Below are 25,629 nucleotides of genomic sequence, written 5' to 3'. Positions count from 1 at the left end.
ACAAGGAGGATCCAGGTGAGTCCCAAAGGCGAAGCAGGCGGGCTGAAGCAGCCCACAACGGCTGGCGTGGCTGTGCCCGCGAGCGGTGCCCAGGGTCTCCTGTTTACCGAAGACCTTCCCGTCCTGGACGAGGACGCCGGTTACCGCGGCCCAACGGCCTGCAAGGCGGCCGGCATCACGTACCGCCAACTGGACTACTGGGCACGCACCGGGCTGGTTGAGCCCGCCGTCCGCGGCGCCGCAGGCTCGGGCTCGCAGCGACTCTACGGCTTCCGGGACATTCTCGTCCTTAAGGTAGTAAAGCGGCTTCTGGACACCGGCGTTTCCCTGCAGCAGATCCGCACGGCGGTGGAACACCTGCGCGAACGCGGCGTGGAGGATCTGGCACAGATCACGCTCATGAGCGACGGCGCGAGCGTCTACGAATGCACCTCCGCTGACGAGGTCATCGATCTTGTCCAGGGCGGCCAAGGCGTTTTTGGCATCGCCGTGGGCAGGGTCTGGCGCGAAGTCGAGGGCAGCCTGGCATCCCTGCCGAGCGAACACGCCGCCGAACAGTCCTTTCCCGACGACGAGCTGAGCAAGCGGCGCGCTGCCCGCAAGATCGGCTGACACGGCACCAAGCAGAAGAGGCCACCTCCGGCAGCGGGGGTGGCCTCTTTTTGTTGTCCGCGGAACCCCTTGGCTGCAGCGGGGCGCTGCAGCCAAGGGATTACCGCTGGGTGCGGTTGCGCAGGCCGCTTCCGGTCTCCAGGAGGTTGACCAGGAGGGCGTCGAACAGTGCAGCGGATGATTTGGCGGATTCGCCGGGCCAGTGGTGCACCGGGTGTGCCGCGCCCTGGATCTGCTGCCAGTTCGCCTGTTCAGGAATGCGCGGGCTTAGCAGGAGGTCACCGAACATCGATTCCATTTCCGCGAGCCGGTAGGTGTGCTCGGATGAGCCCGTGCGCACGCGGTTGGCCACAATGCCTGCGGGGGACAGGTTGGGCGCGAATTCCTGCTTGAACAGCTGGATGGCGCGCATGGTCCGTTCCGTTCCCGCCACCGAGAAAAGTCCCGGCTCGGCCACCAGGGCCACCTTGTCACTCGCGGACCAGGCCATCCGGGTCAGCCCGTTCAGCGACGGTGGGCAGTCAATGAGGACCAGCTCGTAGCGGTCGGCGCCGGCCAGGACCGCGGAAAGCCTGCGGAGATCCCGACGGCCAAGGTCGGGGCGGTCGTAGATGCCGGTATACGCCGAGCCCACAGCGACGTCCAGTACGGCCGGTCCGGATCCGTTCGTATGCGCCCGTGCCGTCCAGGAGCTGCCCGCGACATTGTCCGCCAGTTTGGCGCGGCGGGGGCTCTTGAGCATCCTGCCGATGTCCAGCTGGTCGCCGGCCTGGACCCCGAGGGCAGTGGTCGCGTCCGCATGGGGATCAAGGTCCACCACCAGTGTGGGGATGCCCGCGGCAAGCGCCGCAGACGCCAATCCTGTGGTGACGGACGTCTTGCCGACTCCGCCCTTGAGGCTGCTGATGCTGACTACTTGCACTTGTGAGACCAATACCTAACGCCGGCTGCCGTGTTGGGGGTAATGTTTGCTCCGGCACTGCCGAAGCTGGCGGCTCGAGCCGCCTTACTCATCATATGTGGCTGCGCCGGTGAATCCCGCCTTATGGGAACGCGGCATGGCACGGCGATGGTATGGGTGGCCGGTTCTGCCAGCCTCCGTCGATGCACGCGGGACATGACGGAAGTTTCTGTGACTGTGGCCACAATGATTTGTAATTCTAAGCGCGGGTCTTAGACACTGTGACCACTTACCGATACACCCGCAATGATGCAGGAGAATTATGTTTTCCAAGATTCTGGTGGCCAACCGCGGCGAAATCGCGATCAGGGCCTTCCGTGCCAGCTACGAGCTGGGCGCCAAGACCGTTGCTGTCTTCCCCAATGAGGACCGAAACTCGATCCACCGCCAGAAGGCCGATGAGGCATATCTGATCGGCGAAGTGGGGCATCCCGTCCGGGCCTACCTGGATGTTGCCGAAGTGGTCCGCGTCGCCAAGGAGTCCGGCGCCGACGCCATCTACCCCGGCTACGGCTTCCTTTCGGAAAACCCGGACCTGGCCCGCGCAGCACAGGAAGCGGGCATCACCTTTGTTGGCCCGCCGGCTGAGGTGCTTGAGCTGGCCGGCAACAAAGTTGCAGCGCTGAAGGCTGCCCATAAGGCCGGTGTTCCGGTCCTGAAATCGAGCGAACCCTCGAAGGACATGGATGAGCTGATCGCTGCCGCCGACGAGATCGGTTTTCCCATCTTCGCCAAGGCCGTCGCCGGCGGCGGCGGACGTGGCATGCGCCGCGTCGACACAAGGGAAGCCCTTCCCGAGGCGTTGCAGGCCGCCATGCGCGAAGCCGATGCGGCATTCGGTGACCCCACCATGTTCCTGGAGCAGGCAGTGCTGCGCCCGCGCCACATCGAGGTGCAGATCCTGGCCGACGCCGAGGGTAACGTCATCCACCTCTTCGAACGTGACTGCTCCATCCAGCGCCGTCACCAGAAGGTCATTGAGATCGCTCCCGCGCCCAACCTGGACGAAGGCATCCGCCAGGCCCTTTACCGTGACGCGGTGAAGTTCGCCAAGGCCCTGAACTACGTCAACGCCGGAACTGTAGAGTTCCTGGTGGACACCGTCGGCGAACGCGCCGGACAGCACGTCTTCATCGAAATGAACCCCCGCATCCAGGTCGAACACACCGTCACTGAGGAAGTGACGGACGTTGACCTGGTGCAGGCACAGCTTCGGATCGCTTCCGGCGAGACCCTGGCGGACCTCGGGCTTTCCCAGGAGACGGTCCAGCTCAAGGGCGCAGCGCTGCAGTGCCGCATCACCACTGAGGATCCGGCCAACGGGTTCCGGCCGGATGTCGGGAAGATAACCGGCTACCGCTCCGCCGGCGGCGCCGGTGTAAGGCTCGACGGCGGCACCGTGTACTCGGGTGCCGAAATCAGCCCGCATTTCGACTCCTTGCTGGTGAAGCTGAGCTGCCGCGGCCGCGATTACCCGGCCGCCGTGGCCCGCGCACGCCGGGCCCTCGCGGAGTTCCGCATCCGTGGTGTATCCACCAACATTTCCTTCCTCCAGGCCGTGCTCGACGATGCCGACTTTATTGCCGGCAACGTCGCCACGAATTTCATTGACGAGCGTCCCCAGTTGCTGAAGGCCCGGGTCTCCGCCGACCGCGGCACCAAGCTCCTGACCTGGCTGGCCGAGGTCACAGTCAACAAGCCCAACGGCGAGCTGAAAGTGCACTCGGATCCGGCCGCCAAACTCCCCGCCGTTGCGGATCAGCAGGCAGCACCGGGATCGCGCCAGCGACTCCTGGAGCTTGGCCCCGAAGGCTTCGCCAAGGCCCTGCGTGAGCAGACCGCCGTGGCCGTCACCGACACCACCTTCCGCGACGCCCACCAGTCCCTGCTGGCCACCCGCGTGCGCACCCGCGACCTCGTGGCCGCCGGTCCAGCGGTCACAGCCCTCCTGCCGGAACTCCTGTCCGTTGAGGCCTGGGGCGGCGCCACCTACGATGTGGCATTGCGCTTCCTCGGCGAAGACCCCTGGGACCGCCTGGCCGCCCTGCGGAAGGCGCTGCCCAATGTCTGCCTGCAGATGCTGCTGCGCGGCCGGAACACGGTGGGCTACACGCCGTACCCTGAAGAGGTGACGGTGGCTTTCGTCAACGAGGCCGCCGCCACCGGTATCGACATTTTCCGCATCTTCGATGCCCTGAACGACGTGAACCAGATGGCCCCCGCCATCCGCGCCGTCCGGGACACCGGCACAGCTGTAGCCGAAGTAGCCCTGTGCTACACCGGCGACATGCTGAACCCGGACGAGAAGCTCTACACGCTGGACTACTACCTGGAACTGGCACAGCGGATTGTGGACGCCGGCGCCCACATCCTGGCCATCAAGGACATGGCGGGGCTGCTCCGCCCGGCAGCGGCCGCCAAGCTGGTGGCTGCACTGCGCGAACGCTTTGACCTCCCGGTCCACCTCCACACGCATGACACGGCAGGTGGCCAGCTTGCCACCCTGCTGGCGGCAGTTGACGCCGGCGTGGACGCCGTTGACGTTGCATCCGCGTCGCTGGCCGGGACCACCAGCCAGCCGTCCGCCTCCGCCCTTGTGGCGGCGCTGGCGCACACCCCTCGGGACACCGGCTTGAGCCTTGACGCGGTCAGCTCCCTTGAGCCGTACTGGGAAGCAGTGCGCCGCGTCTATGCGCCGTTCGAGTCAGGCCTTCCAGGCCCCACCGGCCGTGTTTACCAGCACGAAATCCCGGGTGGGCAGCTGTCCAACCTGCGCCAGCAGGCCATGGCGCTGGGTCTGGGGGAGCGTTTCGAGGCGATCGAGGACATGTACACCGCGGCGGACCGCATCCTGGGCCGCCTGGTGAAGGTCACGCCGTCGTCCAAGGTGGTGGGCGACCTCGCCCTGCACCTCGTGGGTCTCAACGCAGATCCGTCGGACTTCAACGAAAACCCGCAGAACTACGACATCCCCGACTCCGTTATCGGTTTCCTGTCCGGTGAACTCGGCGACCCGCCCGGAGGATGGCCGGAACCCTTCCGCACCAAAGCACTCCAGGGCCGCAGCATCAAGGTCCGCGACGTTGAACTCAGCCCCGAGGACAGCGCCGCGCTCCAGGGTGATTCCAAGACCCGCCAGAGCACGCTGAACCGCCTGCTCTTCGAGGGCCCCACCAAGGACTACCTCAAGAGCGTGGAGACGTACGGCAACATTTCCGTCCTCGACACCCGCGATTACCTTTACGGCCTTCAGCGCGGCGCCGAGCACGAGATCCAGCTGGAGAAGGGTGTCCGGCTGATCGCCTCGCTGGAAGCCGTCTCCGAACCCGATGAAAAGGGCATGCGCACGGTGATGTGCACCCTGAACGGCCAGTCCCGCCCGGTTGTGGTCCGTGACCGCTCCGTGGTGAGCAACGTCAAGGCCGCCGAGAAGGCAGACCCGGCCCAGGCGGGCCACGTTGCCGCGCCGTTCGCCGGCGCCGTCACCGTGACCGTCACGGCCGGCGACACGGTCAACCCCGGTGACACGGTGGCCACCATCGAAGCGATGAAGATGGAAGCCTCCATTACGACGCCGGTGGCAGGCAAAGTCTCGCGGCTCGCCATTTCAGCGGTGGAGCAGGTCCAGGGCGGGGACCTCCTCCTCGTCGTCGAGTAGGAACTCTCCGAACCCAAGAAGGGCTCCTCCGGCTATGGCTGGAGGAGCCCTTCATTTTAAAGCAACGCGGGGTCAGATACGGCCCATCCGGAGGCTCCGATTGGGCCGTATCTGACCCCGCGTTGCTTGAGCCGGGGGCCTTAGGCGAGGGTGGACCGCTTGGCGGAGTACATTTCTTCGATGACTGTCTCGAAGTCCTTCATCACCTGGGCCCGCTTCACCTTCATGGACGGCGTCAGGTGGCCGGACGCTTCCGTGAAGTCCGAAGCGACGATCCGGAATGACTTGATGGCCTCCGCCTGCGACACGGAGGCGTTGGCCTGCGTGATGAGGTCCTGCACGGCGGCCTTGACCACCGGGTTCTCGACGGCTTCGTCGATCGTGGTGGTGGCCGGCAATCCGTGGCGCTGGAGCCAGCCAGGCAGGGCTTCTGGGTCCAGGGTCACCAGTGCGCCGATGAACGGCCGGTTGTCGCCCACCACCAGGACCTGGGAGACCAGCGCATCCGCCCGGATTTGGTCCTCCAGCAGGGCCGGAACCACGTTCTTGCCGCCGGCCGTGACAATGATTTCCTTCTTGCGACCGGTGATCCACAGGAAGCCGTTGTCGTCGAGCCGTCCGATGTCGCCGGTGCGGAACCAGTCATCGGCAAATGTTTCCGCCATCAGGTCATCGCGCTTGTAGTAGCCGCGCATGACGCAGACGCCCTTGGCAAGGATCTCGCCGTCTTCGGCGATCTTGACGGAGTTGCCCGGCAGGGGCTTGCCTACGGAACCGATCTTGATCAGGGCAGGCGTGTTGACGGAAATCGGGGCGGTTGTCTCCGTGAGGCCATACCCTTCAAGGATCTGCAGCCCGATGCCCTGGAAGAAGTGGCCCAGCCGTTCGCCGAGCGGGCCGCCGCCGGACACAGCATGGGCCACGTTGCCGCCCATGGCAGCGCGCAGCTTTCCGTAGACGAGTTTGTCGAACACCGTGTGCTTGAGTTTCAGCCCCAGGCCAACGTGCCCGGCCTGCCGGGCTTTGGAGAACGCGATGGCGGTCTCCGTGGCCTTGTGGAAGATCGCACCCTTGCCGCCGTCCTCTGCCTTTGTCAGGGCCGAGTTGTACACCTTTTCGAAGACGCGCGGGACGGCCAGGATGAACGTGGGCTGATAGCTCTGCAGGTCAGCCAGTAGGTTTTTGATGTCGGGGGTGTGCGCCACAGTGGCCCCGGCGGCCACGGCCAACACCGAAATGAACCGTGCAAAGACGTGGGCCAAAGGCAGGAACATGATGGTTTTGGACTGCTCGTTGACGACGCCGCCAAGCAGGGCCAGGGCGTTGTCGGACAGCTCAACGAAGTTGCCGTGGGTCAGTTCGCAGCCCTTGGGCCGGCCCGTGGTGCCGGAGGTGTAGATGACGGTGGCAACGTCACTGAGCCGTGCCGATGAGCGGCGGGCCTCAAGGTCGGCGTCGCTGACGTCCCGTCCGGCCTCACGGACGGCGTCCAGTCCGCCGCCTTCGAGCTGCCAGACATGCTGGAGGGCGGTGAGGCCTTCCGAGGTGGCAGCCTGCCGGATGATGTCCTCGTGGTGGGCGGCCTCGCCGAAGGCGGCCACCGCCCCGGAGTCACCGAGGTTCCAGGCAACCTGCGACGGCGATGAGGTCTCGTAGATGGGCACTGAGACGGCGCCGGCGAACCAGATGGCGAAGTCGATGAGCGCCCACTCATAGCGTGTGCGGGACATGATGCCCACCCGGTCGCCGGCTCCCACGCCGCTGGCCATCAGGCCCTTCGCAAGGGCTGAGACGTCCGCCAGGAAGTCTGTGGCGGAGACGTCCCGCCAGGCGCCTGCGGAGTCCAGCCGCGAGAAGAGCGCCGGGTTGCTGGGCTTGGCTGCCTGCCGAAGCACAAGATCGGTGATGTTGGTTTCCGGTGGGACAACAACCAGGGGCGGAACACTGAATTCGCGCACTATAGCTCCTTTGATATCCATAGACCCGCACAGGGGTATGCCTAAAGACTAATACGCCTGTAACTTGGCCGTGCAGAAACAAACCTACTGGCCAGTAACATATGAGTCAAAGAGGAGTGCGGAGGCCCTGGGCCCGGCCTCCGGCGCTGCCCGACCGGCGCGCCCTAGAATGAAGCACTATGTACGTAACGCCCCCCGGTGAGCCCGCCGCTCCGCTCCGACGTCCAGCCCCTTGGCGGCGGCGGCGGCCGCTGGCCTTGAGGGCCCGGCCCAGGCAAGTGGAATCGTTCCGCGAGCACCTGCGACTCGGGCGCAAGGGGCTGGCAATCGGCATCGATATCGGCGGCACAAAGGTCGCCGCCGGCGTGGTGGACGCCGACGGAAGGATCCTGAGCGAGGCCCGGCGGAACACCCCCGGCAGCGACCCGCGTTCGGTAGAGCAGGTCATCGTAGAGCTCGTGGACGAACTCGGAGCCGGCCACAGGGTTTGGTCAGTAGGCATCGGTGCGGCCGGTTGGATGGATCTGGACGGCGGAACCGTGCTTTTCAGTCCTCACCTCGCCTGGCGCAACGAGCCGTTGCGGGCAAACCTGCAGCGACTGCTGCGCCGGCCTGTGCTGCTGACGAACGACGCCGACGCCGCGGCCTGGGCGGAATGGCGCTTTGGTGCGGGGCAGGGCGAGGACAGGCTGGTGTGCATCACCCTCGGTACCGGTATCGGCGGTGCCATGGTGATGGACGGACGGGTGGAGCGCGGCCGGTTTGGTGTAGCCGGCGAATTCGGCCACCAGATCATCATGCCCGGCGGGCAGCGTTGTGAGTGCGGCAACCGGGGTTGCTGGGAGCAGTACGCCTCGGGCAACGCCCTGGGCCGGGAAGCGAGGATTCTGGCGCGCGCCAATTCGCCGGTTGCCCAGGAGCTGCTGGCCACCGTCGGCGGTGATGCGGAGCAGATCACCGGGGCGATTGTCACTGATCTGGCACTCGCCGGTGACGCGGCCTGCCGCGAACTCCTGGATGAAGTGGGTGAATGGCTGGGCCTGGGATTGGCGAACCTGGCGGCATCTTTGGATCCGGGGCTGTTCGTGATCGGCGGGGGACTTTGTTCTGCAGGGGACCTGCTGGTGGAGCCGGCTCGTAAAGCGTTCGCCCGGAACCTTACCGGCCGTGGCTTCCGTCCGGCGGCCGGCATCGAGCTGGCGGCGCTCGGACCAAACGCGGGGCTCATCGGGGCGGCTGATCTGTCCCGCGTCAGCAGCCGCATGCGGTGACGGACGCTCCTCAGACGCGGGCGCCGTCGTCGTTCTCGTCTTTTTCCTGGGGCAGCTTCATGATCAGGTAAACCACGGCAAGGATGAACGCTGCCACCATGCCCACTATCGCCAGCAGCGGCGCTGACCGCCAGAACATGACGGCCAGAAGCAAGGCAAGGGGCGCACCAATTGCGCCGAGCCAGGCAAGCATGGTCAGGGGATCCGTCCCGGCAAGGCTTGGCGGTTCTTCGGGAACGAAGTCCCCGGCGTCGCCCTCCACAGCATAGTCACGCGGGCCCAAGTCGGCGGCGTCGACCTGCCCGCCGTCGCCCTTCCCGCCGTCGCCGGCGCCCGGCGTCGCCGCCTGCCGTTCGGCTGCGGACAGTTCGGTGGGGGCTGTTCCCGCCAGACCCAGCGGATCAAAGTCGCGGAACGTCGCGGACCTGCCGGACCCGGCCACTGCGTCCGGGCCCGCTGGATCAGGAGTTTTGACGCCAGGACCTTGCGGGTTACTGCCCGTGGCATCAGGGCCCGGGGCGTTCGCACCGGGGGTGATGGCACTGGCCGGGTCCGTGCCGGTATGGGCTCCGGGCTTCTCTTCGAGCCGGGCTACAAGGTCCAGCCATACAGCATCGTCCTGGTTTGCGCCCTGGTCCGGTGAGCCCGAGTCGGGCCTATTCATGGACGGTGCCCTCCTGAACCTGGGCTGCTGCCGTGCCGGCAACCACCGCCCGGATGAAGTCGGCGGACCCTCGGAAGATCTCCTCGGCGTCGTTATCAAGCGTTGCCACGTGGTAGCTGTTCTCCAGGGTGGTCAGGGTCAGCGGCGCGTTCGTCAGGCCGCGGCGCAGCGCTGCCACACTCGTGTCTGAGACCACATGGTCCACGGTGGATCGGAAGACCCGTACAGGCGCGGTGATGCGGGGGAGCAACCGGATGGTGTCCTTGAACATCTTGTTCAGCTCATGGGCCGCAGCTACGGGCGTTCGCGGGTAGGCGCCCTCGTCCATCCCGGGTTTGAGGATGTCGTTGGCAATGGCCGGGGTGCTCTTCAGGACCAGTTTCAGGATGCCGGCCAAGGGAGCGCGGGGATCATCAATCACCAGTCCGGGGTTCACCACGATCACCCCGGCTACGGGCCGGGTAGCGGCAATTCTCAGGGCCAGGGCACCGCCCATGCTCAGCCCGGCGACGAAGACGTGATCGCAGCGGGAGTCCAGGTCCAGGTATGCGTCGTCCAGGGCGCCGTGCCACTGCGACCAGCGCGTGCGCGCAAGGTCCTGCCAGCTGGTGCCGTGCCCGGGCAGCAGCGGCATGCGTACGGCGAAGCCGGCGTCGGCGAGCGACTGGGCCCACGCGCGCAGCCCGTGCGGACTGCCCGTGAACCCGTGTGCGAGGACCACCCCGATCCGGGGTCCGTCGCCGTTGACGGGACTGCTGAAAGGGCTGTGGTCCGGTAGGCCGGTCATGAAGTCTCCGAGGTGGTGTGTGGTGTGGCCGCGGTTCGGGTTGACGGTGCGGTGCTGGGTGTATGGGTAAGGAAGAATGCGCTGGAACGGGCAAAAATCTCGGGCGCATCAACATCCAGCGTGGCCACATGACCGCTGTTGTGTAGGTCCACTACTTCCACCAGCCGTGGGCCCAAACGCTGCCGCAACGTCAGGAGTGAGGTGGCCGGCACCACGACGTCCGACTGGGACTTGAACACCTGCACCGGGGCGGTGACCTGGTGCAGCCCGCGGGTGGCTGTGCCGAAAAGCTTCTTGAGCTCGTGTACGGCTGCCAACGGAGTCCGCGAGTAGTCGCCGTCACTGGTGGCTCCCGCCGTGGTCTGTTCCTCCTGGATGGGCAACGTAGTGCGCTGGAAATACTTGAGCACTCCGATGACACGCACTCGGCGGTCATAGAAGCTGAGGCCGGGATTGACCAAAGAGACGCCAGCCACGGGATGCCTGGCGGCCGTCAGCAGCGCGATGGCGCCGCCCATCGAGAGGCCGGCCACAAAACACTGCTCCGTCCGGGCGTTCAGCTCCAGGTACGCCGATTCAAAAGTCCCGTACCAGTCACGCCAGTTTGAGCGCGCGAGCTGCCGCCAATCCGTGCCGTGGCCGGGCAGGAGCGGCACCGACACCGCGAATCCCTGGGCGGTGAGGTGCTCTGCCCAGGGCAGGACGCTGAGCGGGCTGCCGGTGAAGCCATGGCAGATGGCAATCCCGGTGGTGGCATTGGGTCCGTGGCCGGGGTAGCTGAAAGCGGCAGGCCGGGGCGCGATGCTGCTTTCTGTCATGACTCCATCGTGTCATTGTTCGGGACAAATCTCACTAGAGTAGGGTTGCATTGAAGTGCCCGCCCGGCCCGACGAAGGGCCGGCCGGCCGGCTTCCGGAGAGGTTCATCACGTGTTCTATTGGGTCATGAAGAGGATCTTCCTGGGGCCGGTGCTGCGGCTTCTTTTCCGCCCCTGGGTCAAGGGCCTGGACAATGTTCCGGCGCAAGGGGCGGCCATTATCGCCTCGAACCACCTGTCTTTCTCCGACTCCATCTTTATGCCGCTGATGGTTCGCAGGCCGGTTGTCTTCCTGGCCAAGGCTGAGTACTTCACCGGCACAGGCATCAAAGGCAGGCTGACGGCCATGTTCTTCAGGCTCACCAACCAGCTGCCCATGGACAGGTCCGGCGGGGCGGCGTCGGCTGTATCGCTCAACGCCGGCATGGATGTCCTGACCGGCGGTGGACTATTGGGCATCTACCCTGAAGGGACCCGCAGCCCCGACGCACGCCTGTACCGGGGGAAAGTGGGCGTCGCCAGGCTGGCCCTGCAAGCTGGTGTGCCCGTGGTTCCCGTGGCAATGATTGGCACGGACAAAGTTCAGCCCATCGGCAAACGGATGCCGAATATCCGGCGGATCGGCATGATTTTCGGTGCTCCGCTGGATTTCAGCCAGTATGCAGACCAGACGGAGGACCGGCTGGTGCAGCGCAGGGTCACCGACGAGATTATGTTCGAGCTGATGCGGCTCTCCGGCCAGGAGTACGTGGACGAGTACGCTGCCGTGGTGAAGCTCCGCCTTACCGGCGCAGCAGCCACGGATCCCGACGGCGCGGCAGCGAAACGCGCCGATGCTGACGGCGGTGCTGAGGGCACTGATACCGACGGTAAGGACCCGGCAGCAGGCTGACTGTGACGCCGCTCTCGGTACGCGTGACGGTCAGGTGTCCTGAAGCCAGCCGCGCACATTAGTCTTAGATAGTGACTGAGCTATCTGCAAAACCTGCCTTTTCGCTGTCCAGCACCGCCCAGAGCGGAGCAGCCAATTATCCTGGCCTCGATGATTGGCGCGACCTTCCCGTTTCCCAGCAGCCCAGCTGGCAGGACAAGGACGTTTTCGACGCATCTGTCGGGGAACTTTCTGTGCTCCCGCCGCTGGTTTTCGCCGGCGAAGTGGACATTCTCCGTGAACGGCTGGCGGCTGCAGCGGAGGGCAAAGCTTTCCTGCTTCAGGGTGGCGACTGTGCTGAGACCTTTGAAGCCGCAACGGCGGATAAGATCAGCGCCCGGGTCAAGACCATCCTCCAGATGGCAGTGGTGCTCACCTACGGTGCAGCGATGCCAGTCATCAAGATGGGCCGGATGGCCGGCCAGTTTGCCAAGCCCCGCTCCTCCAACGACGAGACCCGCGACGGCGTGACCCTCCCGGCGTACCGCGGCGACATCGTCAACGGCTACGAGTTCAACCCCGAGTCCCGTGGCCATGACGCCGCCCGGATGCTCAAGGCGTACCACACGTCCGCCTCCACGCTGAACCTCATCAGGGCCTTTACACAGGGCGGGTTTGCCGACCTGCGCCTGGTGCACCACTGGAACAAGGGCTTCACCGAAAACCCGGCGCACGCCCGCTACGAATCGCTGGCCCGTGACATCGACCGCGCCATCAAGTTCATGGCGTCCTGCGGTGCTGATTTCGAGGCACTCAAGCGGGTGGAGTTCTTCGCCAGCCACGAGGCCCTGCTGCTGGACTACGAGCGTGCACTGACCCGCATCGATTCGCGGACCGGCTTCCCGTATGACACCTCGGCGCATTTCTTGTGGATCGGAGAGCGTACGCGCGAACTTGACCACGCGCACGTTGACTTCCTCTCACGCGTCCGGAACCCCATTGGCGTGAAGCTGGGCCCGTCGACAACTGGCGACGACGCCCTGCGCCTCATCGACAAACTGGACCCGGAGCGGGAGCCGGGCAGGCTGACGTTCATCACGCGCATGGGCGCGGGCAATATCCGCGAGAAGCTTCCGGCCATCGTGGAGAAGGTGACTGCCTCCGGCGCAAAGGTTCTTTGGGTCACCGATCCGATGCACGGCAACACGGTCACGTCGCCCAACGGCTACAAGACCCGCAACTTCGACGACGTCATTGACGAAGTGCGTGGGTTCTTCGAAGTCCACCAGGCCCTGGGCACGGTTCCCGGTGGCCTTCACGTCGAGATGACCGGTGACGACGTCGCCGAATGCCTGGGTGGTGCCGACCCTGTGGACCAGGAAGCGTTCCTCGACAAGTACGAGTCGGTCTGCGATCCGCGCCTGAACCACATGCAGTCCCTCGAAATGGCGTTCCTGGTGGCTGGGGCACTGGCCAAGCACTGACCGCCTGGCCCGGAGTCAAGCTTCCGCGGTGGTGTGGCAGGCGGCCCGCCGGCTACACCACCGTGAGGGTCACGACGGAGCCTTCAGGCACTTTCTTCTTCACCGGGTCCTGATCCCGTACCGTGCCGAAGAAGCCGCCGAGGATATTGTTCACCCGCACCTCGAAGCCCAACGCGCGCAGGGCTTCTTCGGCTTCCTTGGCTTGTTTACCGATGAAGCTGGGGACGTCCACGAGCTTGGGGCCGTCGGATATGGTCAGCGTCACTGTCCCGCCCTTGGTCAGGGTGCCGGTCGCGGGCGACTGCGCGGCAACCGACCCCTTGGGCACTTTGGGATCGTTGACCTCGTCCTTCGCGACATCGGCCTTGAGGCCGGCCGCCTCTATGGCGTCGACGGCGGCGTTTTCCTCCAGTCCGACGACTGACGGAACGGGGATCGGCTGCGGCCCCTTGGAGACCAGAAAATTCACCGGTGTGCCGTGGCGCGCGGGAGTCGCGGCGGCCGGATCCTGGGCCAGCACGACGCCAACTGCAACGGCGTCATCAAACTGTTCAGCGACGGTACCCAGGGCCATCCCGGCCTTGTTCAGTGCGTTTTTCGCGTCATCCAGCGTTCCGCCGGTAAGTTTCGGGAGTTCAAACAGTTGCGGGCCCTTGGAAACAAACAGGGACACAGGCTGGAACTTCCTGGTCTCGGTGCCGGCAGTCGGTTCGGAGCCGACAACGAGTCCGGAGGGAACGTCGTCGTCGAAGACATCGATCATACGCGACTGGAACCCCGCCTCGCTCAGCAGTTGCTGGGCCTGGGCCACTGACTTGTTGGCGATCGCCGGGATGGTGCCCGGCGACCCGGGTCCCATACCGAAGAACCAGCCGGCTCCCGTGGCAAGCAACGCGATGACGACCAGGACCACCACCCAGAGGACGCCGCGGCGCCGCGGGTTGCCCTCCCGCAGGCTCCGGACCGGGGTCGCCGCAGCCCGGGACCTAGCCTTCTCGTCCTCCTTGTCGAGCCTGCGCCGGGCGCGTTTGCTGAGGGGTACCGCAGCCGGGGCCGCGTCCTGATCATCGGGCCCGTACTGCGTTTGCGGCCTGTACTGCAGTTCCGGCCGGTACTGTTCGCCGGGCCGGTAGTCGGCGTCGGGCGGATACAGGGCATGCGGTGGGTGCTGTGGCTGCGGCCGGGAGAAGGACGACATCACTGCTGTTGGGTTGTTGGTGCGGGCGATGATCTCGGTAGGGTTCTGCTGCCCGCCCGGGGCCGCGGCAGGCGCAATGAGGTCCAGTTCGGCGTCCGTGAGGTTGGTCCGGATGTGGCGTAGTTCCTGCAGCAGGGCGTTGCCGTCCACCGGGCGGTTCTCGGGATCGTTTGCGGTGCACCACTGGACGAGTTCATCCACCTCGGCGGCGAGGCCAGGCACCAAGGCCGACGGCGGACCCACCGTTTCATTCACGTGCTTGTACGCGACCTGGATGGGGACCTCGCCGTCGTACGGCTGCTGGCCGGTCAACATCTCATAGAGCATGATGCCCACGGAATAGATATCACTCCGGGTGTCAGCCTGTTTTCCCAGCACAAGCTCGGGGGAGAGGTAACCCACGGTACCGATCAGTGTCCCGGTACTTGTGGACGTCGTTACCGCGCGGGCCAGCCCGAAGTCGCCGATCTTGATACGGCCGTCGTCGGCGATAAGGACGTTCTCCGGTTTCACATCCCGGTGGATCAGCCCCGCGGCGTGGGCCGCGCCGAGGCCCTGCACTACCGGATCAATCAGGGCAAGGGCCAGACGGGGAGGCAGTGCACCTTTGGATCTGATGACATCCCGTAGGGTGTGGCCCTTGATGTGTTCCATCACCAGATAGGCCGTCTGGCCGTCGTTACCCTGGTCCAGGACGCCCACCACATGGGTGTGGGACAGCTTCGCGGCGGCCTTTGCCTCGCGGCCCAGCCGGTCCAGGAACGTCTCGTCGGTGGCGAGATGGGGATGGAGGACTTTGAGGGCAACATCGCGCTCAAGCCGGAGATCCGTGGCCAGATATACGGTGGACATGCCGCCGCGCGCGAGTTTGGAGCGGACGGCGTAGCGGTTGTCCACCAGCGTTCCAACGAGACGGTCTGACACTTGTTCCTGCACCCTACGATCCTAATCCCGCATGGAAAAGGGTCCGAACCGACGTGCGGTCCGGACCCTTAACGTTATCCCCAGGGCTGGCTTCAGCAGGCCCGGGCACATTGATGCGGTGGCTTAGCCGAAGTTCTGCTGGTGCGCCTTGATGGCCGCTACGTAAACCTTGGTGTCGTCGTACATGCCGTATTTGCTGACCGAGTACTGGCCCTGGTAGTACCCGGCAATTGCCGTGTCCTGGTCCTTGCTGGTGGCGATAAGCCGCTTAATGATCGCCACGCCGGCCGTTGCGTTGTCGTAGGGGTCCAGCAGGTTCAGCTTCCGCCCTACGAGGTCTGAGGCCCACTGCCCGGAGGACGGGATGATCTGCATGGTGCCGATCGCGTTGGCCGGTGACACCGCACGCTGGTTAAAGCCTGACTCCTGGTACGCGAAGGCCAGTGCCAGTGAGGGGTCTACTCCCATTTGGCGGGCCGTGTCGGCCACAATTGCCTGCATTTCGGCCCGGGACGGGACGGGAGAGGCGTTCAGCAGGGCCTTGTTCTCGTTGGCAGAGCTCACAACGGCCGCGGGGTAGGTAAAGCCCAGGAAAGTGCTCGGTACCAGCGGTGCGGCCGGGGCTGCCGGGGCGGCCGGGGTGGAGGAAGCAGGCTGAATGGAGGCGCCCGGAATAACCAACTTGTTGCCCGGGTAGATGACAGTAGTCATGCTCAGCTGGTTGGCGGCCAGGATGTCCGAGAGCTTCACACCGTGCCTGGAGGCGATCGCTGACAGGGTGTCCCCGGCCTTGATCGTGTATGACCCGCCGGGAGCGGGAGCGGGAGCGGGAGCCGGAGCTGCAGGAGCGGGAGCCGGAGCTGCAGGAGCCGGCGGAGCGGGAGCGGAAGAAGGCTGGAGGGCCGGAGCCGGTGCGGCCGGGGCTGCGGGAGTACCCGCGCCGACGTTGATCTTCTGGCCCGGGTAGATGATGGAGCGCATGTTCAGGCCGTTCCGGCTGAAAACATCCGACAGGCTGACGTTGTGCCGGGCCGCGATGGCGCCGAGCGTGTCGCCGGCCTTTACCGTGTAGGTGCCTCCGGCATTGGCCGGAGTGGTCGCGGCGGGGGCCGCCGGTGCCGGGGCTGGGGCGGAGGCGGAACCCTTGCCCGACAGCTTGATCTTCTGGCCGGGGTAAATGATGGTGTTCGGCTGGAGGTTATTGAGCTTGAGGACTTCGTACGTTTCGAGTCCGAATTTGCCGGCAATTCCGCTGATCGTGTCGCCCCGGGCGATGGTGTACTCCGCGGGCGCCGCCGGCTGCATGGGCTGGAAGGCAGTCGGAATAGTGGTGGAGACAGAGGCCGCCGGGATCAGGGCAGCCTTCGCTTCGGCCGCCTGGGCTTTCATCGCGGCGGCAAGGGTTGCCGGGATTGCACGGGCAGGTGCCTCTGCGGCAGCAGGCTGGGCGAGGGCCAACGACGACAAAACAACCGCAGGAAGCGCCGCTGTGGTGACGGCAATCATGGACAGGCTCTGCCTGGGGGGCTGCTTTGGCGAGCGGGACGTCGTCATGGAAAGAATCCTCTTCTTCAACTGCCGGGGGCGGGGGATGCTGTGTGACTATTGATACTAGTGTTACTTAAGTTATTGCTGTTACAAATGTGATCTATGTGAATCTCTCATGAAATTTTGCATAGCACAAGAATTCCGCCCTACGCGGCATAAAGAATTTTGTGGAGTGTCGCGTGATTCGCGGCAATGGCGGCCACTGCCGACTAGGCGGCAGGGCTCCGGCCGTGGCAACCTTGATCCGTGAGTAACGTAGAAAGCCTTGTGGGCGAGTGGCTGCCCCTGCCGGATGTCGCGCAGTTGTTGGACGTTTCGATTACGAGAGTCCACGGCCTTATTGATGAACGCGCTTTGGCGGCCCTGCGGGTCGGGGAACGGCGGATACGCTCAGTTCCAGCCGCGTTTATCCTGGACGGCCAGGTTGTTGACAGCCTCAAGGGGACCATTGTGGTCCTGGCGGATGCTGGCTATTCCGACGAGGACCTGATCGTCTGGCTGTTTACCCCCGACGAGTCGCTCCGCGGCAGGCCGATTGATGCGTTGCGGGAAGGCCGCAAGACGGAAATCAGGCGCCGGGCCCAGACCCTGGCCTGGTAAGCAGCACAAAGGGCCCGGACGTCGGGCCCGCGGATGTCGCGAAGACCAGCGCCAACGTCAGGATGCCCGGCTGACCGTGGCTTCCGCCAGCTTCCGCAGGGCAGTCTTGGGCAGTTCGTCCAGCGGCAGCTGTTCCAGAGCCTCATACGCCGCGGCGCCGAATTCGTTGATCAGCACTTCAGTCGCCTGGAGCGCTCCCGACTCTTCGATGATCCGGCGGATCTCGGCCACGTCGGCGTCGCCCAGGTCAGGGCTGCCCAGCTTCGCATCGATAAATGCCGATTCTGCGGTTGATGCCTGGCCCAGCGCGAGGGCGATGAGTACGGTCCTCTTACCTTCACGGAGATCGTCACCTGCCGGCTTGCCTGTAGTGACAGGGTCCCCAAAGACGCCCAGGACGTCATCGCGCAGTTGGAACGCCTCGCCCAGCGGCAACGCGAAGGCCGAGTAGCCCCGGAGCAACTCGTCCGGAGCGCCCGCCAAGGCGCCGCCAAGCGCCAGCGGGTGCTCAGTGGAATATTTGGCGGACTTGAACCTGATGATGGACTGTGCTCTTGTCACCGCGCCGGCCCGGTCCCTGACAGGACCGGCCACTTCCTCCAGGATGTCAAGATACTGCCCGGCCATTACCTCGGCACGCATGAGGTTGAAGATCAGCCGCGCCCTGCTGCCCGCAGCCGCCTGTTCGCCGATGTCCGTGAAGGCCTCCTCGCTGAAGGAGAGGCACAGATCCCCGGTCAGGATGGCGGCTGCATGCCCAAACCGCTCGCTGTCCAGCGCCCAGCCTTGCGCTTGGTGCAGCTGGCTGAAGCGGCGATGCACGCTGGGCCCGCCGCGCCGCGTGTCCGAGCGGTCAATGATGTCGTCATGGATAAGGGCAGCTGCCTGGAAAAGCTCCAGGGCCGATCCCGCCGTCACGATTTCCTCGGCCGCCTGCTCGCCGCCCGCGCCGCGCCACCCCCAGTAACACATAAGGGCACGGAGCCTTTTGCCGCCGGTCACCAGGTTGGAAATGGAACCCATGATGGGATCGATATCGGGTGAAATGGCAGCCATGAGGGATTGCCGCGTGGTGAGGAAGTCTGTCAGCTCACCGGCTACAGCGGCAACGAATGCAGTCTGCTCAATCCTCAACTGCTCCGAAACGCTCACTTGGCTAACTCAGCAGCCACGTTGGCGCCAATGGTGAACGTGGACACACCGGCTGCTTCGACGGCGGCGATGTTGACCGTCTCGGAGTCGTTCCGGACGAAGTCCTTGGAAGCAACAGCGCCCACAGCGTCGCCGGGGACGGCTTTGAATCCCTGCGCTTCCAGGTGCTTTGTGTAGAAATCCAAGACGGCGGCCGTCGGGGCGTTGATGCTGGCCACGAGTGCCGCCGTGGCGGGCGTTGACGTCTTGTCAAAGCTGCTCGAAATCACCTTGGCACCGGGCATCAGGGGGAGCAGTGTTTCCGGGAACCCTGCGACGATTGTCCCAACAGTGGCGGAAGTTCCCGGCGACGCCGTCGGGCTGGCGGAGGCGGTAATGCTGGCGCTGCCGGATGCTGGTGAGGATGTAACTGAGGAGGATGATGTCGCTCCAGGCTCTGCGGGGCTGCAGGCAGCGAGGGCCAGCATTGCGCCCGCGGCCAGTGCCGCTAATCCTGTTGGCTTAAGACTTCTCATGACGGTCACAGGGACTGTCCTCCTGGTGTTGATGCCGGATTCAGCCTCCAGTTTAGTCAGTACCAACCGATACAATTGCCGGTGTGGGGCCTGAGCCGAACAACCAGTACACCGAAGCAGGTCTTCGTGAGCTCCGGCGTAACTGCATCATGCACGTCGACATGGATGCATTCTTCGTCTCCGTGGAGCTTCGCACGCGGCCGGAACTCCGCGGCAAGCCAGTGATTGTCGGATTTCCTGCGGACCGCTCGGTAGTCCTCTCGGCGTCGTATGAGGCCCGCGCCTTCGGAGTGAAGTCCGCCATGCCCATGGTGGTCGCAGCCAGGATGTGCCCCAAAGCAGTCATCATTGAACCGCGCCACAAGCTGTACTACGAGGTTTCCGCCCAGCTGATGGAAATCTTCGAGTCCATCACCGATCTGGTGGAGCCGCTGAGTGTCGACGAAGCCTTCCTGGACGTCGGCGGCGCCATCCGGCGGTTGGGACCCCCCCGTGCAATCGGTGAACTGATCCGACGCCGGGTGGCTGCCGAACTGGGCATTACAGCCTCCGTGGGCATAGCAGCCAGTAAGTTCGTAGCCAAAATTGCTTCCACGCGTTGCAAACCTGACGGGCTGTTGCTGATTGGACCCGACGAGACCGTGCCCTACCTCCACAGTCTGCCCGTCGGGGCTTTGTGGGGCATAGGCGCCAAGACCACGGACGTCCTTGCCCGGATGGGCATCAGGACCGTGGCGGACGTGGCGGCCACGCCGGTGTCCTCCCTTAAGAAAATGCTGGGTGCCACCGGTGAGCACGTCTACCGGTTGTCGTGGGGGATCGATCCGCGGCCCGTGACCCCCGTGCGGCTTGAGAAGAGCATCGGGGCTGAAGAGACCTTCGCCGTGGACACCGGCGATGACGCCCTGATCGCCCGGGAGCTGCTGAGGCTTTCCCACCGGACGGCAGGACGGCTGCGGAGTTCGGGGATGGTGGCAAGAACGGTGGCATTGAAACTCCGCTATGCCGATTTTTCCACCATCACCCGGAGCCGCACTGTCCGCACACCCATGGACAGCGCCCAACTGATTTATGCCGTGGCCATCCAGCTCCTGGAATCATTGGGGAGTCGACCCATGACCGTGCGGCTTGTTGGCATCCGGGCCGAGCAGCTCGAAGACACCGCCCACACGTCCCTCCAGTTGAGCCTTGACCGCCGGGATGACAACTGGCGGGCAGCAGAACAGGCACTGGACGAGGTCAGCCGAAAGTTCGGAAACAAATCCGTCCTGCCCGCCAGTCTGCTGGATTCCGGAAACGGGTCTTAGCAGGGCGCCGGCACGTTGCGTGCTTGGTTCAGGGAGGTGATGGCCGTCTTTCAGAACGGCCCCCGACAAACTATCCTTATATGTACATAGTTTTCTGTTATTGCCGGACTTCTTGGACATGCTGCAGTTCCAAAGGCCCGCATGCCGGTGTTCGCATTCCGCCATCGTCGGCGGGGCGGGAACCTCCCGGGCATGCCGGTCGTTATCGGAGCAGTAGTACGGGATGGGACCAGTCCGGACGTTGGCCTACTTAAGGAGGTCGTGATGCCGCTCTCGGAGCACGAACAGAAGCTGCTGGAGCAGCTGGAGAAGCAGCTGCACGAAGACGATCCGAAATTTGCGAATTCCATGGGTTCGGATCCTGGGCGAACGTGGTCCACCCGTCACATCGTGATTGGTGTGCTCTGCACCCTCGCGGGGATCGCCCTGCTCCTGGTCGGCGTTACAGTCCAGAACATCTTCGTCGGTGTCCTGGGCTTCGTGGTTATGGGCGGCGGTGTGTACTTCGCCACAATGCGCAACGCTGCCGGCGGCAAGCAGCGCTCCGCACCTGGCACAGGTAAATCCGGAAAGCCCCGGAGTTCATTCATGTCCAGCCTGGAAGAGCGCTGGGACGAGCGTCGCCGCGACGAATCCTAGAGCAGCGCCTGTAGCCGGTTCCACGGCCATAGGCCCTGCACTGTCCTCCATTTCGCTCCCCTCGGTCAGGATGACCGCAGCAGAAGACCCGCCACGGCGGGTCTTCTGCGTTTAACCCATAGGTAGGTAGCCGTAGGCGTCTTTTTGAGCGCTCAAAACGACACCTACTGCTACCTGGTTGGGGAGCCGGGCGCCCGCGGATTCGCCGCCTGCGTCAGATGAGAGCGCGACGGCGGCGTGGCACCGCCGTCGGGCACTTATGGTTCGAGCCGAAACGGCGACGGGACCCTCCACTTCCATCCACCTCCTGCTTCCGCACCATTTGGGGGGACAAAGGTCCGAAGGGGGGAATATTGGCCTGATTCGCGTTGACTGTGGGGGAAAGTGGAGTAATGTGGAGGGCATAAGAGGGTAGTTGCAACACAGGGGATGTGCAGTTCCTGACGGCAGACAGGCGGTGGGCCAGTGTTTCTGGGCACACACTCGCCACGTCTGGACGAAAAGGGCCGAATTATCCTCCCCGCGAAGTTCCGTGAGGAACTTGCCAGCGGACTTGTTCTCACCAGGGGACAGGAACGTTGCATCTACGTCTTCAGTGAGCAGGAATTTGCACGTGTCCACGAGCAAATGCGGGAGGCGCCCATCTCCTCCAAGCAGGCCCGGGACTACATCCGCGTCTTTCTCTCTGGAGCCTCCGACGAGGTACCTGACAAGCAGGGGCGCGTAACCATTCCATCCGCGCTCCGGGAGTACGCAGGCCTCGGCAGGGAACTGGCCGTCATCGGTGCAGGAACCCGCGCCGAGATCTGGGATGCCCAGGCCTGGAACGAGTACCTCGCGGAGAAGGAAACCGCCTTCTCCGAAACCGACGATGCCATTCCGGGGATTCTGTGATCACCTAAACGGCCCGGCGGAACCGCTTCTTGGACGAGATCTCCAGCCGCCCATCGGACAGTCAACCTGGCTCACTTCCCCGGAGCCAGGCCGGCAGGATGATAGGCGCGGATGGGGATCTGGCTCAAGAAGCAGCACACCAACACCGACGGCAGGAAAGGACGAAGGCATGAACGATGACCCGAAGCCAACGTCCGAACGCCATGTGCCGGTCCTCAAGGACCGGTGCATCAATTTGTTGGCCCCCGGTTTTGACGCTGCCCGCCTCCGTGGTGAAACCCCCGTCGCCATTGATGCGACCCTCGGCATGGGCGGCCACTCCGAAGCCATGCTGGAGCGCTTCCCTGATCTGCACCTGATCGGCATCGACCGTGACGAGGAAGCCCTTGCCCTCGCCGGGGAGCGGCTGGCTCCCTTCGCTTCCCGGACGGACCTGGTCCACGCTGTCTACGACGAAATTGCCGACGTCCTCGAAGACCTGGGCGTGGCGCAGGTTCATGGCATCCTGATGGACCTGGGCGTGTCATCGCTGCAGCTGGACGAGCGTGAGCGTGGCTTCGCCTACTCTTTTGACGCTCCGCTGGACATGCGGATGGACACCAGCCGCGGGCAGACTGCAGCAGATGTGGTCAACAACTACAGCGAAGAGGATCTCGTCAGGATCATCCGGAAGTGGGGCGAGGAGAAGTTCGCCGGCCGGATCGCCAACAGGATTGTCGCAGCGAGGACTGTCAAGCCTTTCGCCACCACGGGGGAACTCGTGGAACAGATCCGCTCCGTGGTTCCGGCGGCAGCCGCCAAATCGGGCGGCCACCCTGCCAAGCGGACGTTCCAGGCACTGCGCATCGAAGTGAACGAGGAACTCGACGTGTTGGAGCGCGCTGTCCCTGCCGCCGTGGCAGCAACGGCCCTGGGCGGGCGCATCGTGGTGATGTCGTACCACTCCCTCGAGGACAAAATCGTTAAATCAGTTTTCCAGGCTGGCTCCAAATCCTCAGCCCCCCTCGGATTTCCGGTGGAACTTGAGGAACACAAGGCCTTTCTCAAAACCCTGACCAAGGGCACCGAGGTACCCACCGCCGTCGAGATTGCAGAAAATCCGCGCGCAGCTTCTGCAAGGCTGCGGGCCGTGGAACGTATCAGAGCCAGGAGAGAAGCATGAGCACTGCCGCCGTCAAGAACTTTCCGGTCGTCTCCGGCAGCAGCGCCCCGGCGATCAGGACGCTTCCCTCTGGCGCCGGCCGCAGGGAACGCACACCCCTGTCTGTGGTGCGTTCCGCCCCCAAGAAGCGCCGCGCGCCGTTTGTGGTGATGTGTTTCGCCCTGCTCGCCGTTGCGCTCGTCGCCGTCCTGGTCCTGAACATCTCAGTCTCTACCTCCCAGTACCAGCTGGTGGAACTGAGGGGCAAGCAGAGCACACTGACCAAGCAGAACCAGGACCTGACACAGCAGGTCCAAAACTTCGAGGCTCCCCAGAACCTGGCGGCCAAGGCCTCAGACTTGGGAATGGTGGCTTCCACAGTCAAAGGCCAGATCGACCTCTCCACCCTTGCCGTCACGGGCAAGGCAACTCCGGCTGTGAAGGGTGGCGCGGCTGGATCGGTCATCCCTGCTCCAGCCGTCGAAGGAGTGCTCACAGTGGTTCCCCCGGCAACGAAGTGGGAGCCGCTGACGAACCGTAAACCGGCTGCCAGGGAACCGGCCACTGCAGCGGCCCCTGCGCCGGCCCCTGCAGCGGCACCTGCCGCTGCAGTACCGCCGGCTGAAGCGCCCGCACCACCGGCACGTGCCGTGGAGCTCCACGGCGGTTCGGTTCCAGCACCCGAACAGAAGGTGCCCGGGTCTAACCGGTAGCCGCTGAAGGATAGCCAGTCAGGTAATAAACAGGCAACAGGCGAGCAGCAAGGGAATCACGGTGGCGCAGAGGACCGGCAAGGCAAAAAGCGGCAAGGCCCCTAACGCCACCAAGCGGCTGCGCCTCGGCCTGGGCATTATGCTGACGCTGCTATTAGTGGTGGGCGGCAAGCTCTTTGTCGTCCAAGGGCTCGACGTCGGCGGGATGGCCGCAGCTGCGCTCGATTACCGGATGCGCGAGACTTCCCTCCCCGCCGAACGCGGCAGCATCCTTGGCGCCAACGGGACGGTCCTGGCCAACAGTGTGATCCGCTACAACGTTGTGGTGGACCAGAGAGTCAACACCAAGACCGAAACATTCCCACGCTTTAACAACGTGGATGGCAAGGACAAGCTGGTGGAAGTGACCCGGGAGCAGGGCCTGCGGGAGCTGGCCGCCGCTCTGGGCATGGACCTTGACGCGGTCCGCGAGGCAGTCACCGGCGAACAGGGTTACTACATCGTGGCGAAGGACCTGAAGCCGGACGTTGAGCTCAGGGTCTCAGAACTCAGTATTCCTGGCGTCGACACAGTGGGTGTCAGCAAACGCGTGTACCCCAACGGTTCCGTGGCCGGCGGCATTGTCGGCTTCCTCCAGGACGGCAGCACCGGCCAGGCGGGGATCGAGCAGACCCAGGACGGGCTGCTGCGCGGGAAGGACGGCAAGCGGCTCTTCGAGATCGGCGCTGACGGTCTCCGGATTCCTGTCGGTGTGGATGAGCTGACACCGCCGGAGGACGGCAAGGACGTCAAGCTCACGCTCAATTCCGATCTCCAGTATTTCGCCCAGCAGGCCATCCAGAGCCAGACGGACAAACTCGGTGCCGAATGGGGTGTCATCATCGTGATGGACGCCAAGACCGGCAACCTGATCGCAATGGCCGACACCAACGCGCCGGACCCGAACGACCCGGGCAGGGTGGCCGCCAAGGACCGCGGCGTCCGCTCCGTGACTGCTGCGTATGAGCCCGGATCGGTGCAGAAGATGATCACGGCGGCCGCCCTGATTGAGGAAGGAAAATCCAGCCCGCTGGACACGTTCACTCTCGGACCTTCATACACCGTGGATGGCCAGACCTTCACGGACTCCTTTACCCATGGCACCGAAGAGCGCACGCTCGCAGGCATCCTGGGCTGGTCCATGAACACTGGCACCGTGGCGGCCGGCTCGCGGCTCACCAAGGACCAAAGGCACGACTGGCTGCGGAAGTTCGGCATCGGCGAAGCGCCGGACATCGGGCTGCCCGCCACCGCATCCGGAATTCTTACCCCGGCGGACCAGTGGGACGGCCGCCAGGAGTACACCGTGCTGTTCGGCCAGGGTGTGTCGCAGTCCACGCTGCAGACGGTCCGCGCCTTCCAGACGATCGCCAACAATGGTGTGATGCTCCAGCCGCGCCTGATTGACGCGTACGTTTCACCGGACGGAAAAGAGGAGGCGGTTGCCCCGCAGCCTTCCCGGCAGGTGGTGTCGGACGGCACCGCGCAGCAGGTCCAGGACATCCTGGAAAGCGCGGTGACCGAAGGCCAGATCAAGGACGCCGCGATCGACGGGTACCGGGTGGGGGCAAAGACCGGAACGTCTGAATCGCCGTGCGATGACGGGAAGTCAGGGTTCTGCGGCTACACCGCTTCCATCGTGGGGATGGCACCGATGGACGACCCGCGGTTTATTGTTGAGGTGGTACTGCAGCGTCCGAAGGGCAGCATTTACGGCATCACGCAGGGGCCGGTGTTCCGTTCGGTCATGAGCCAGGCCCTGCGCACCTACAACGTCCAGCCGTCCACGGGCGAACCGGCCAGGCTGCCGCAGTACGCCAAATAGCATCAAGCCAGGCAGCAGTTCCCTCAACGCCCGCAGCCGACGCAGTCTCTC

Annotated in this window: 21 protein-coding genes; 12 read left to right on the top strand and 9 right to left on the bottom strand. The window is 64.6% G+C overall.

The window, feature by feature from the left end; genetic code table 11:
• Window positions 1-15: 15 nt before the first annotated feature.
• Window positions 16-612 (top strand): MerR family transcriptional regulator, encoded by a 597-nt coding sequence (locus ACQCSW_RS13545; RefSeq protein WP_111906896.1) that lies wholly within the window; start codon window positions 16-18, stop codon window positions 610-612.
• Between the two features lie 100 nt (window positions 613-712).
• On the opposite strand, the gene ACQCSW_RS13540 is transcribed toward ACQCSW_RS13545, so the two are convergent.
• Entirely contained in the window at window positions 713-1,534 is an 822-nt protein-coding gene (locus ACQCSW_RS13540; RefSeq protein WP_426986648.1) for a ParA family protein, read from the bottom strand.
• Between the two features lie 301 nt (window positions 1,535-1,835).
• Between ACQCSW_RS13540 and ACQCSW_RS13535 the strand changes: the two genes are divergently transcribed.
• Window positions 1,836-5,231 (top strand): pyruvate carboxylase, encoded by a 3,396-nt coding sequence (locus ACQCSW_RS13535; protein ID WP_426986646.1) that lies wholly within the window; start codon window positions 1,836-1,838, stop codon window positions 5,229-5,231.
• Window positions 5,232-5,371: 140 nt separating this feature from the next.
• Here the strand turns inward: ACQCSW_RS13535 and ACQCSW_RS13530 are convergent, their stop codons facing one another.
• Entirely contained in the window at window positions 5,372-7,189 is a 1,818-nt protein-coding gene (locus tag ACQCSW_RS13530; RefSeq protein ID WP_426986644.1) for an AMP-dependent synthetase/ligase, read from the bottom strand.
• Between the two features lie 179 nt (window positions 7,190-7,368).
• Here ACQCSW_RS13530 and ACQCSW_RS13525 point away from each other — a divergent pair, with 179 nt between their 5' ends.
• Complete coding sequence (locus ACQCSW_RS13525; protein WP_426986642.1) at window positions 7,369-8,460, top strand: ROK family glucokinase; 1,092 nt, start codon at window positions 7,369-7,371, stop codon at window positions 8,458-8,460.
• A gap of 10 nt (window positions 8,461-8,470) precedes the next feature.
• Here ACQCSW_RS13525 and ACQCSW_RS13520 read toward each other — a convergent pair whose 3' ends face one another.
• The 3 genes from ACQCSW_RS13520 to ACQCSW_RS13510 are packed head-to-tail and all read right to left on the bottom strand — an operon-like array spanning window position 8,471 to window position 10,729.
• The gene (locus tag ACQCSW_RS13520) at window positions 8,471-9,124 is read right to left on the bottom strand and encodes a hypothetical protein (RefSeq protein WP_426986640.1); all 654 of its coding nucleotides are present in this window, start codon (window positions 9,122-9,124) and stop codon (window positions 8,471-8,473) included.
• Window positions 9,117-9,911, bottom strand: a complete 795-nt coding sequence (locus ACQCSW_RS13515) for an alpha/beta fold hydrolase (RefSeq protein WP_354251887.1) — start codon at window positions 9,909-9,911, stop codon at window positions 9,117-9,119. Before ACQCSW_RS13515 ends, ACQCSW_RS13520 begins: the two co-directional genes overlap by 8 nt.
• Window positions 9,908-10,729: an alpha/beta hydrolase gene (locus tag ACQCSW_RS13510; RefSeq protein ID WP_426986637.1), complete on the bottom strand. Its 822-nt coding sequence runs from the start codon at window positions 10,727-10,729 to the stop codon at window positions 9,908-9,910. The genes ACQCSW_RS13515 and ACQCSW_RS13510 overlap by 4 nt, the downstream gene beginning before the upstream one ends.
• 111 nt (window positions 10,730-10,840) lie before the next feature.
• Here ACQCSW_RS13510 and ACQCSW_RS13505 point away from each other — a divergent pair, with 111 nt between their 5' ends.
• Both ACQCSW_RS13505 and ACQCSW_RS13500 read left to right on the top strand, forming a co-directional pair.
• Window positions 10,841-11,620 (top strand): lysophospholipid acyltransferase family protein, encoded by a 780-nt coding sequence (locus ACQCSW_RS13505; protein WP_426986635.1) that lies wholly within the window; start codon window positions 10,841-10,843, stop codon window positions 11,618-11,620.
• Window positions 11,621-11,691: 71 nt separating this feature from the next.
• Window positions 11,692-13,083: a class II 3-deoxy-7-phosphoheptulonate synthase gene (locus ACQCSW_RS13500; RefSeq protein WP_354251890.1), complete on the top strand. Its 1,392-nt coding sequence runs from the start codon at window positions 11,692-11,694 to the stop codon at window positions 13,081-13,083.
• Window positions 13,084-13,135: 52 nt separating this feature from the next.
• Here ACQCSW_RS13500 and pknB read toward each other — a convergent pair whose 3' ends face one another.
• Both pknB and ACQCSW_RS13490 read right to left on the bottom strand, forming a co-directional pair.
• Window positions 13,136-15,217: a Stk1 family PASTA domain-containing Ser/Thr kinase gene (gene pknB / locus ACQCSW_RS13495; protein WP_426986633.1), complete on the bottom strand. Its 2,082-nt coding sequence runs from the start codon at window positions 15,215-15,217 to the stop codon at window positions 13,136-13,138.
• A 111-nt stretch (window positions 15,218-15,328) separates the two neighbouring features.
• Window positions 15,329-16,759 (bottom strand): LysM peptidoglycan-binding domain-containing protein, encoded by a 1,431-nt coding sequence (locus ACQCSW_RS13490; protein WP_426986631.1) that lies wholly within the window; start codon window positions 16,757-16,759, stop codon window positions 15,329-15,331.
• Window positions 16,760-16,999: 240 nt separating this feature from the next.
• Here ACQCSW_RS13490 and ACQCSW_RS13485 point away from each other — a divergent pair, with 240 nt between their 5' ends.
• Entirely contained in the window at window positions 17,000-17,353 is a 354-nt protein-coding gene (locus tag ACQCSW_RS13485; RefSeq protein WP_058929391.1) for an Rv2175c family DNA-binding protein, read from the top strand.
• A gap of 57 nt (window positions 17,354-17,410) precedes the next feature.
• Here the strand turns inward: ACQCSW_RS13485 and ACQCSW_RS13480 are convergent, their stop codons facing one another.
• Both ACQCSW_RS13480 and ACQCSW_RS13475 read right to left on the bottom strand, forming a co-directional pair.
• The gene (locus ACQCSW_RS13480; RefSeq protein WP_426986628.1) at window positions 17,411-18,505 is read right to left on the bottom strand and encodes a polyprenyl synthetase family protein; all 1,095 of its coding nucleotides are present in this window, start codon (window positions 18,503-18,505) and stop codon (window positions 17,411-17,413) included.
• Window positions 18,502-19,029, bottom strand: coding sequence for a hypothetical protein (locus tag ACQCSW_RS13475; protein ID WP_426986626.1), 528 nt, complete (start codon window positions 19,027-19,029; stop codon window positions 18,502-18,504). The genes ACQCSW_RS13480 and ACQCSW_RS13475 overlap by 4 nt, the downstream gene beginning before the upstream one ends.
• 140 nt (window positions 19,030-19,169) lie before the next feature.
• Here ACQCSW_RS13475 and dinB point away from each other — a divergent pair, with 140 nt between their 5' ends.
• From dinB to ACQCSW_RS13445, 6 genes are all read left to right on the top strand, one after another.
• Window positions 19,170-20,327 (top strand): DNA polymerase IV, encoded by a 1,158-nt coding sequence (dinB, locus tag ACQCSW_RS13470; RefSeq protein ID WP_426990698.1) that lies wholly within the window; start codon window positions 19,170-19,172, stop codon window positions 20,325-20,327.
• Window positions 20,328-20,591: 264 nt separating this feature from the next.
• The gene (locus ACQCSW_RS13465) at window positions 20,592-20,966 is read left to right on the top strand and encodes a DUF3040 domain-containing protein (protein WP_111906911.1); all 375 of its coding nucleotides are present in this window, start codon (window positions 20,592-20,594) and stop codon (window positions 20,964-20,966) included.
• A gap of 465 nt (window positions 20,967-21,431) precedes the next feature.
• Complete coding sequence (gene mraZ, locus ACQCSW_RS13460; RefSeq protein ID WP_111906912.1) at window positions 21,432-21,860, top strand: division/cell wall cluster transcriptional repressor MraZ; 429 nt, start codon at window positions 21,432-21,434, stop codon at window positions 21,858-21,860.
• Between the two features lie 169 nt (window positions 21,861-22,029).
• A complete protein-coding gene (gene rsmH, locus ACQCSW_RS13455) occupies window positions 22,030-23,022 on the top strand; it encodes a 16S rRNA (cytosine(1402)-N(4))-methyltransferase RsmH (protein WP_426986623.1) in 993 nt (330 codons plus the stop codon).
• Complete coding sequence (locus ACQCSW_RS13450; protein WP_426986621.1) at window positions 23,019-23,714, top strand: hypothetical protein; 696 nt, start codon at window positions 23,019-23,021, stop codon at window positions 23,712-23,714. Before rsmH ends, ACQCSW_RS13450 begins: the two co-directional genes overlap by 4 nt.
• A gap of 61 nt (window positions 23,715-23,775) precedes the next feature.
• Entirely contained in the window at window positions 23,776-25,578 is a 1,803-nt protein-coding gene (locus ACQCSW_RS13445; protein ID WP_426986619.1) for a peptidoglycan D,D-transpeptidase FtsI family protein, read from the top strand.
• The last annotated feature ends 51 nt before the right edge of the window (window positions 25,579-25,629 follow it).

The organism is Pseudarthrobacter sp. Y6 (genome assembly GCF_050156205.1).
Taxonomy (GTDB): Bacteria; Actinomycetota; Actinomycetes; order Actinomycetales; family Micrococcaceae; genus Arthrobacter.
This window is presented reverse-complemented; position numbering and strand designations above follow the sequence as displayed.

Coding starts and splice junctions, on each gene's coding strand:
- ACQCSW_RS13520 (WP_426986640.1), bottom strand. CDS start 9,124: ATGAATAGGCCCGACTCGGGCTCACCGGACCAGGGCGCAAACCAGGAC.
- ACQCSW_RS13515 (WP_354251887.1), bottom strand. CDS start 9,911: ATGACCGGCCTACCGGACCACAGCCCTTTCAGCAGTCCCGTCAACGGC.
- ACQCSW_RS13465 (WP_111906911.1), top strand. CDS start 20,592: ATGCCGCTCTCGGAGCACGAACAGAAGCTGCTGGAGCAGCTGGAGAAG.
- dinB (WP_426990698.1), top strand. CDS start 19,170: ATGCACGTCGACATGGATGCATTCTTCGTCTCCGTGGAGCTTCGCACG.
- rsmH (WP_426986623.1), top strand. CDS start 22,030: ATGAACGATGACCCGAAGCCAACGTCCGAACGCCATGTGCCGGTCCTC.
- ACQCSW_RS13490 (WP_426986631.1), bottom strand. CDS start 16,759: ATGACGACGTCCCGCTCGCCAAAGCAGCCCCCCAGGCAGAGCCTGTCC.
- ACQCSW_RS13510 (WP_426986637.1), bottom strand. CDS start 10,729: ATGACAGAAAGCAGCATCGCGCCCCGGCCTGCCGCTTTCAGCTACCCC.
- ACQCSW_RS13535 (WP_426986646.1), top strand. CDS start 1,836: ATGTTTTCCAAGATTCTGGTGGCCAACCGCGGCGAAATCGCGATCAGG.
- ACQCSW_RS13450 (WP_426986621.1), top strand. CDS start 23,019: ATGAGCACTGCCGCCGTCAAGAACTTTCCGGTCGTCTCCGGCAGCAGC.
- ACQCSW_RS13525 (WP_426986642.1), top strand. CDS start 7,369: ATGTACGTAACGCCCCCCGGTGAGCCCGCCGCTCCGCTCCGACGTCCA.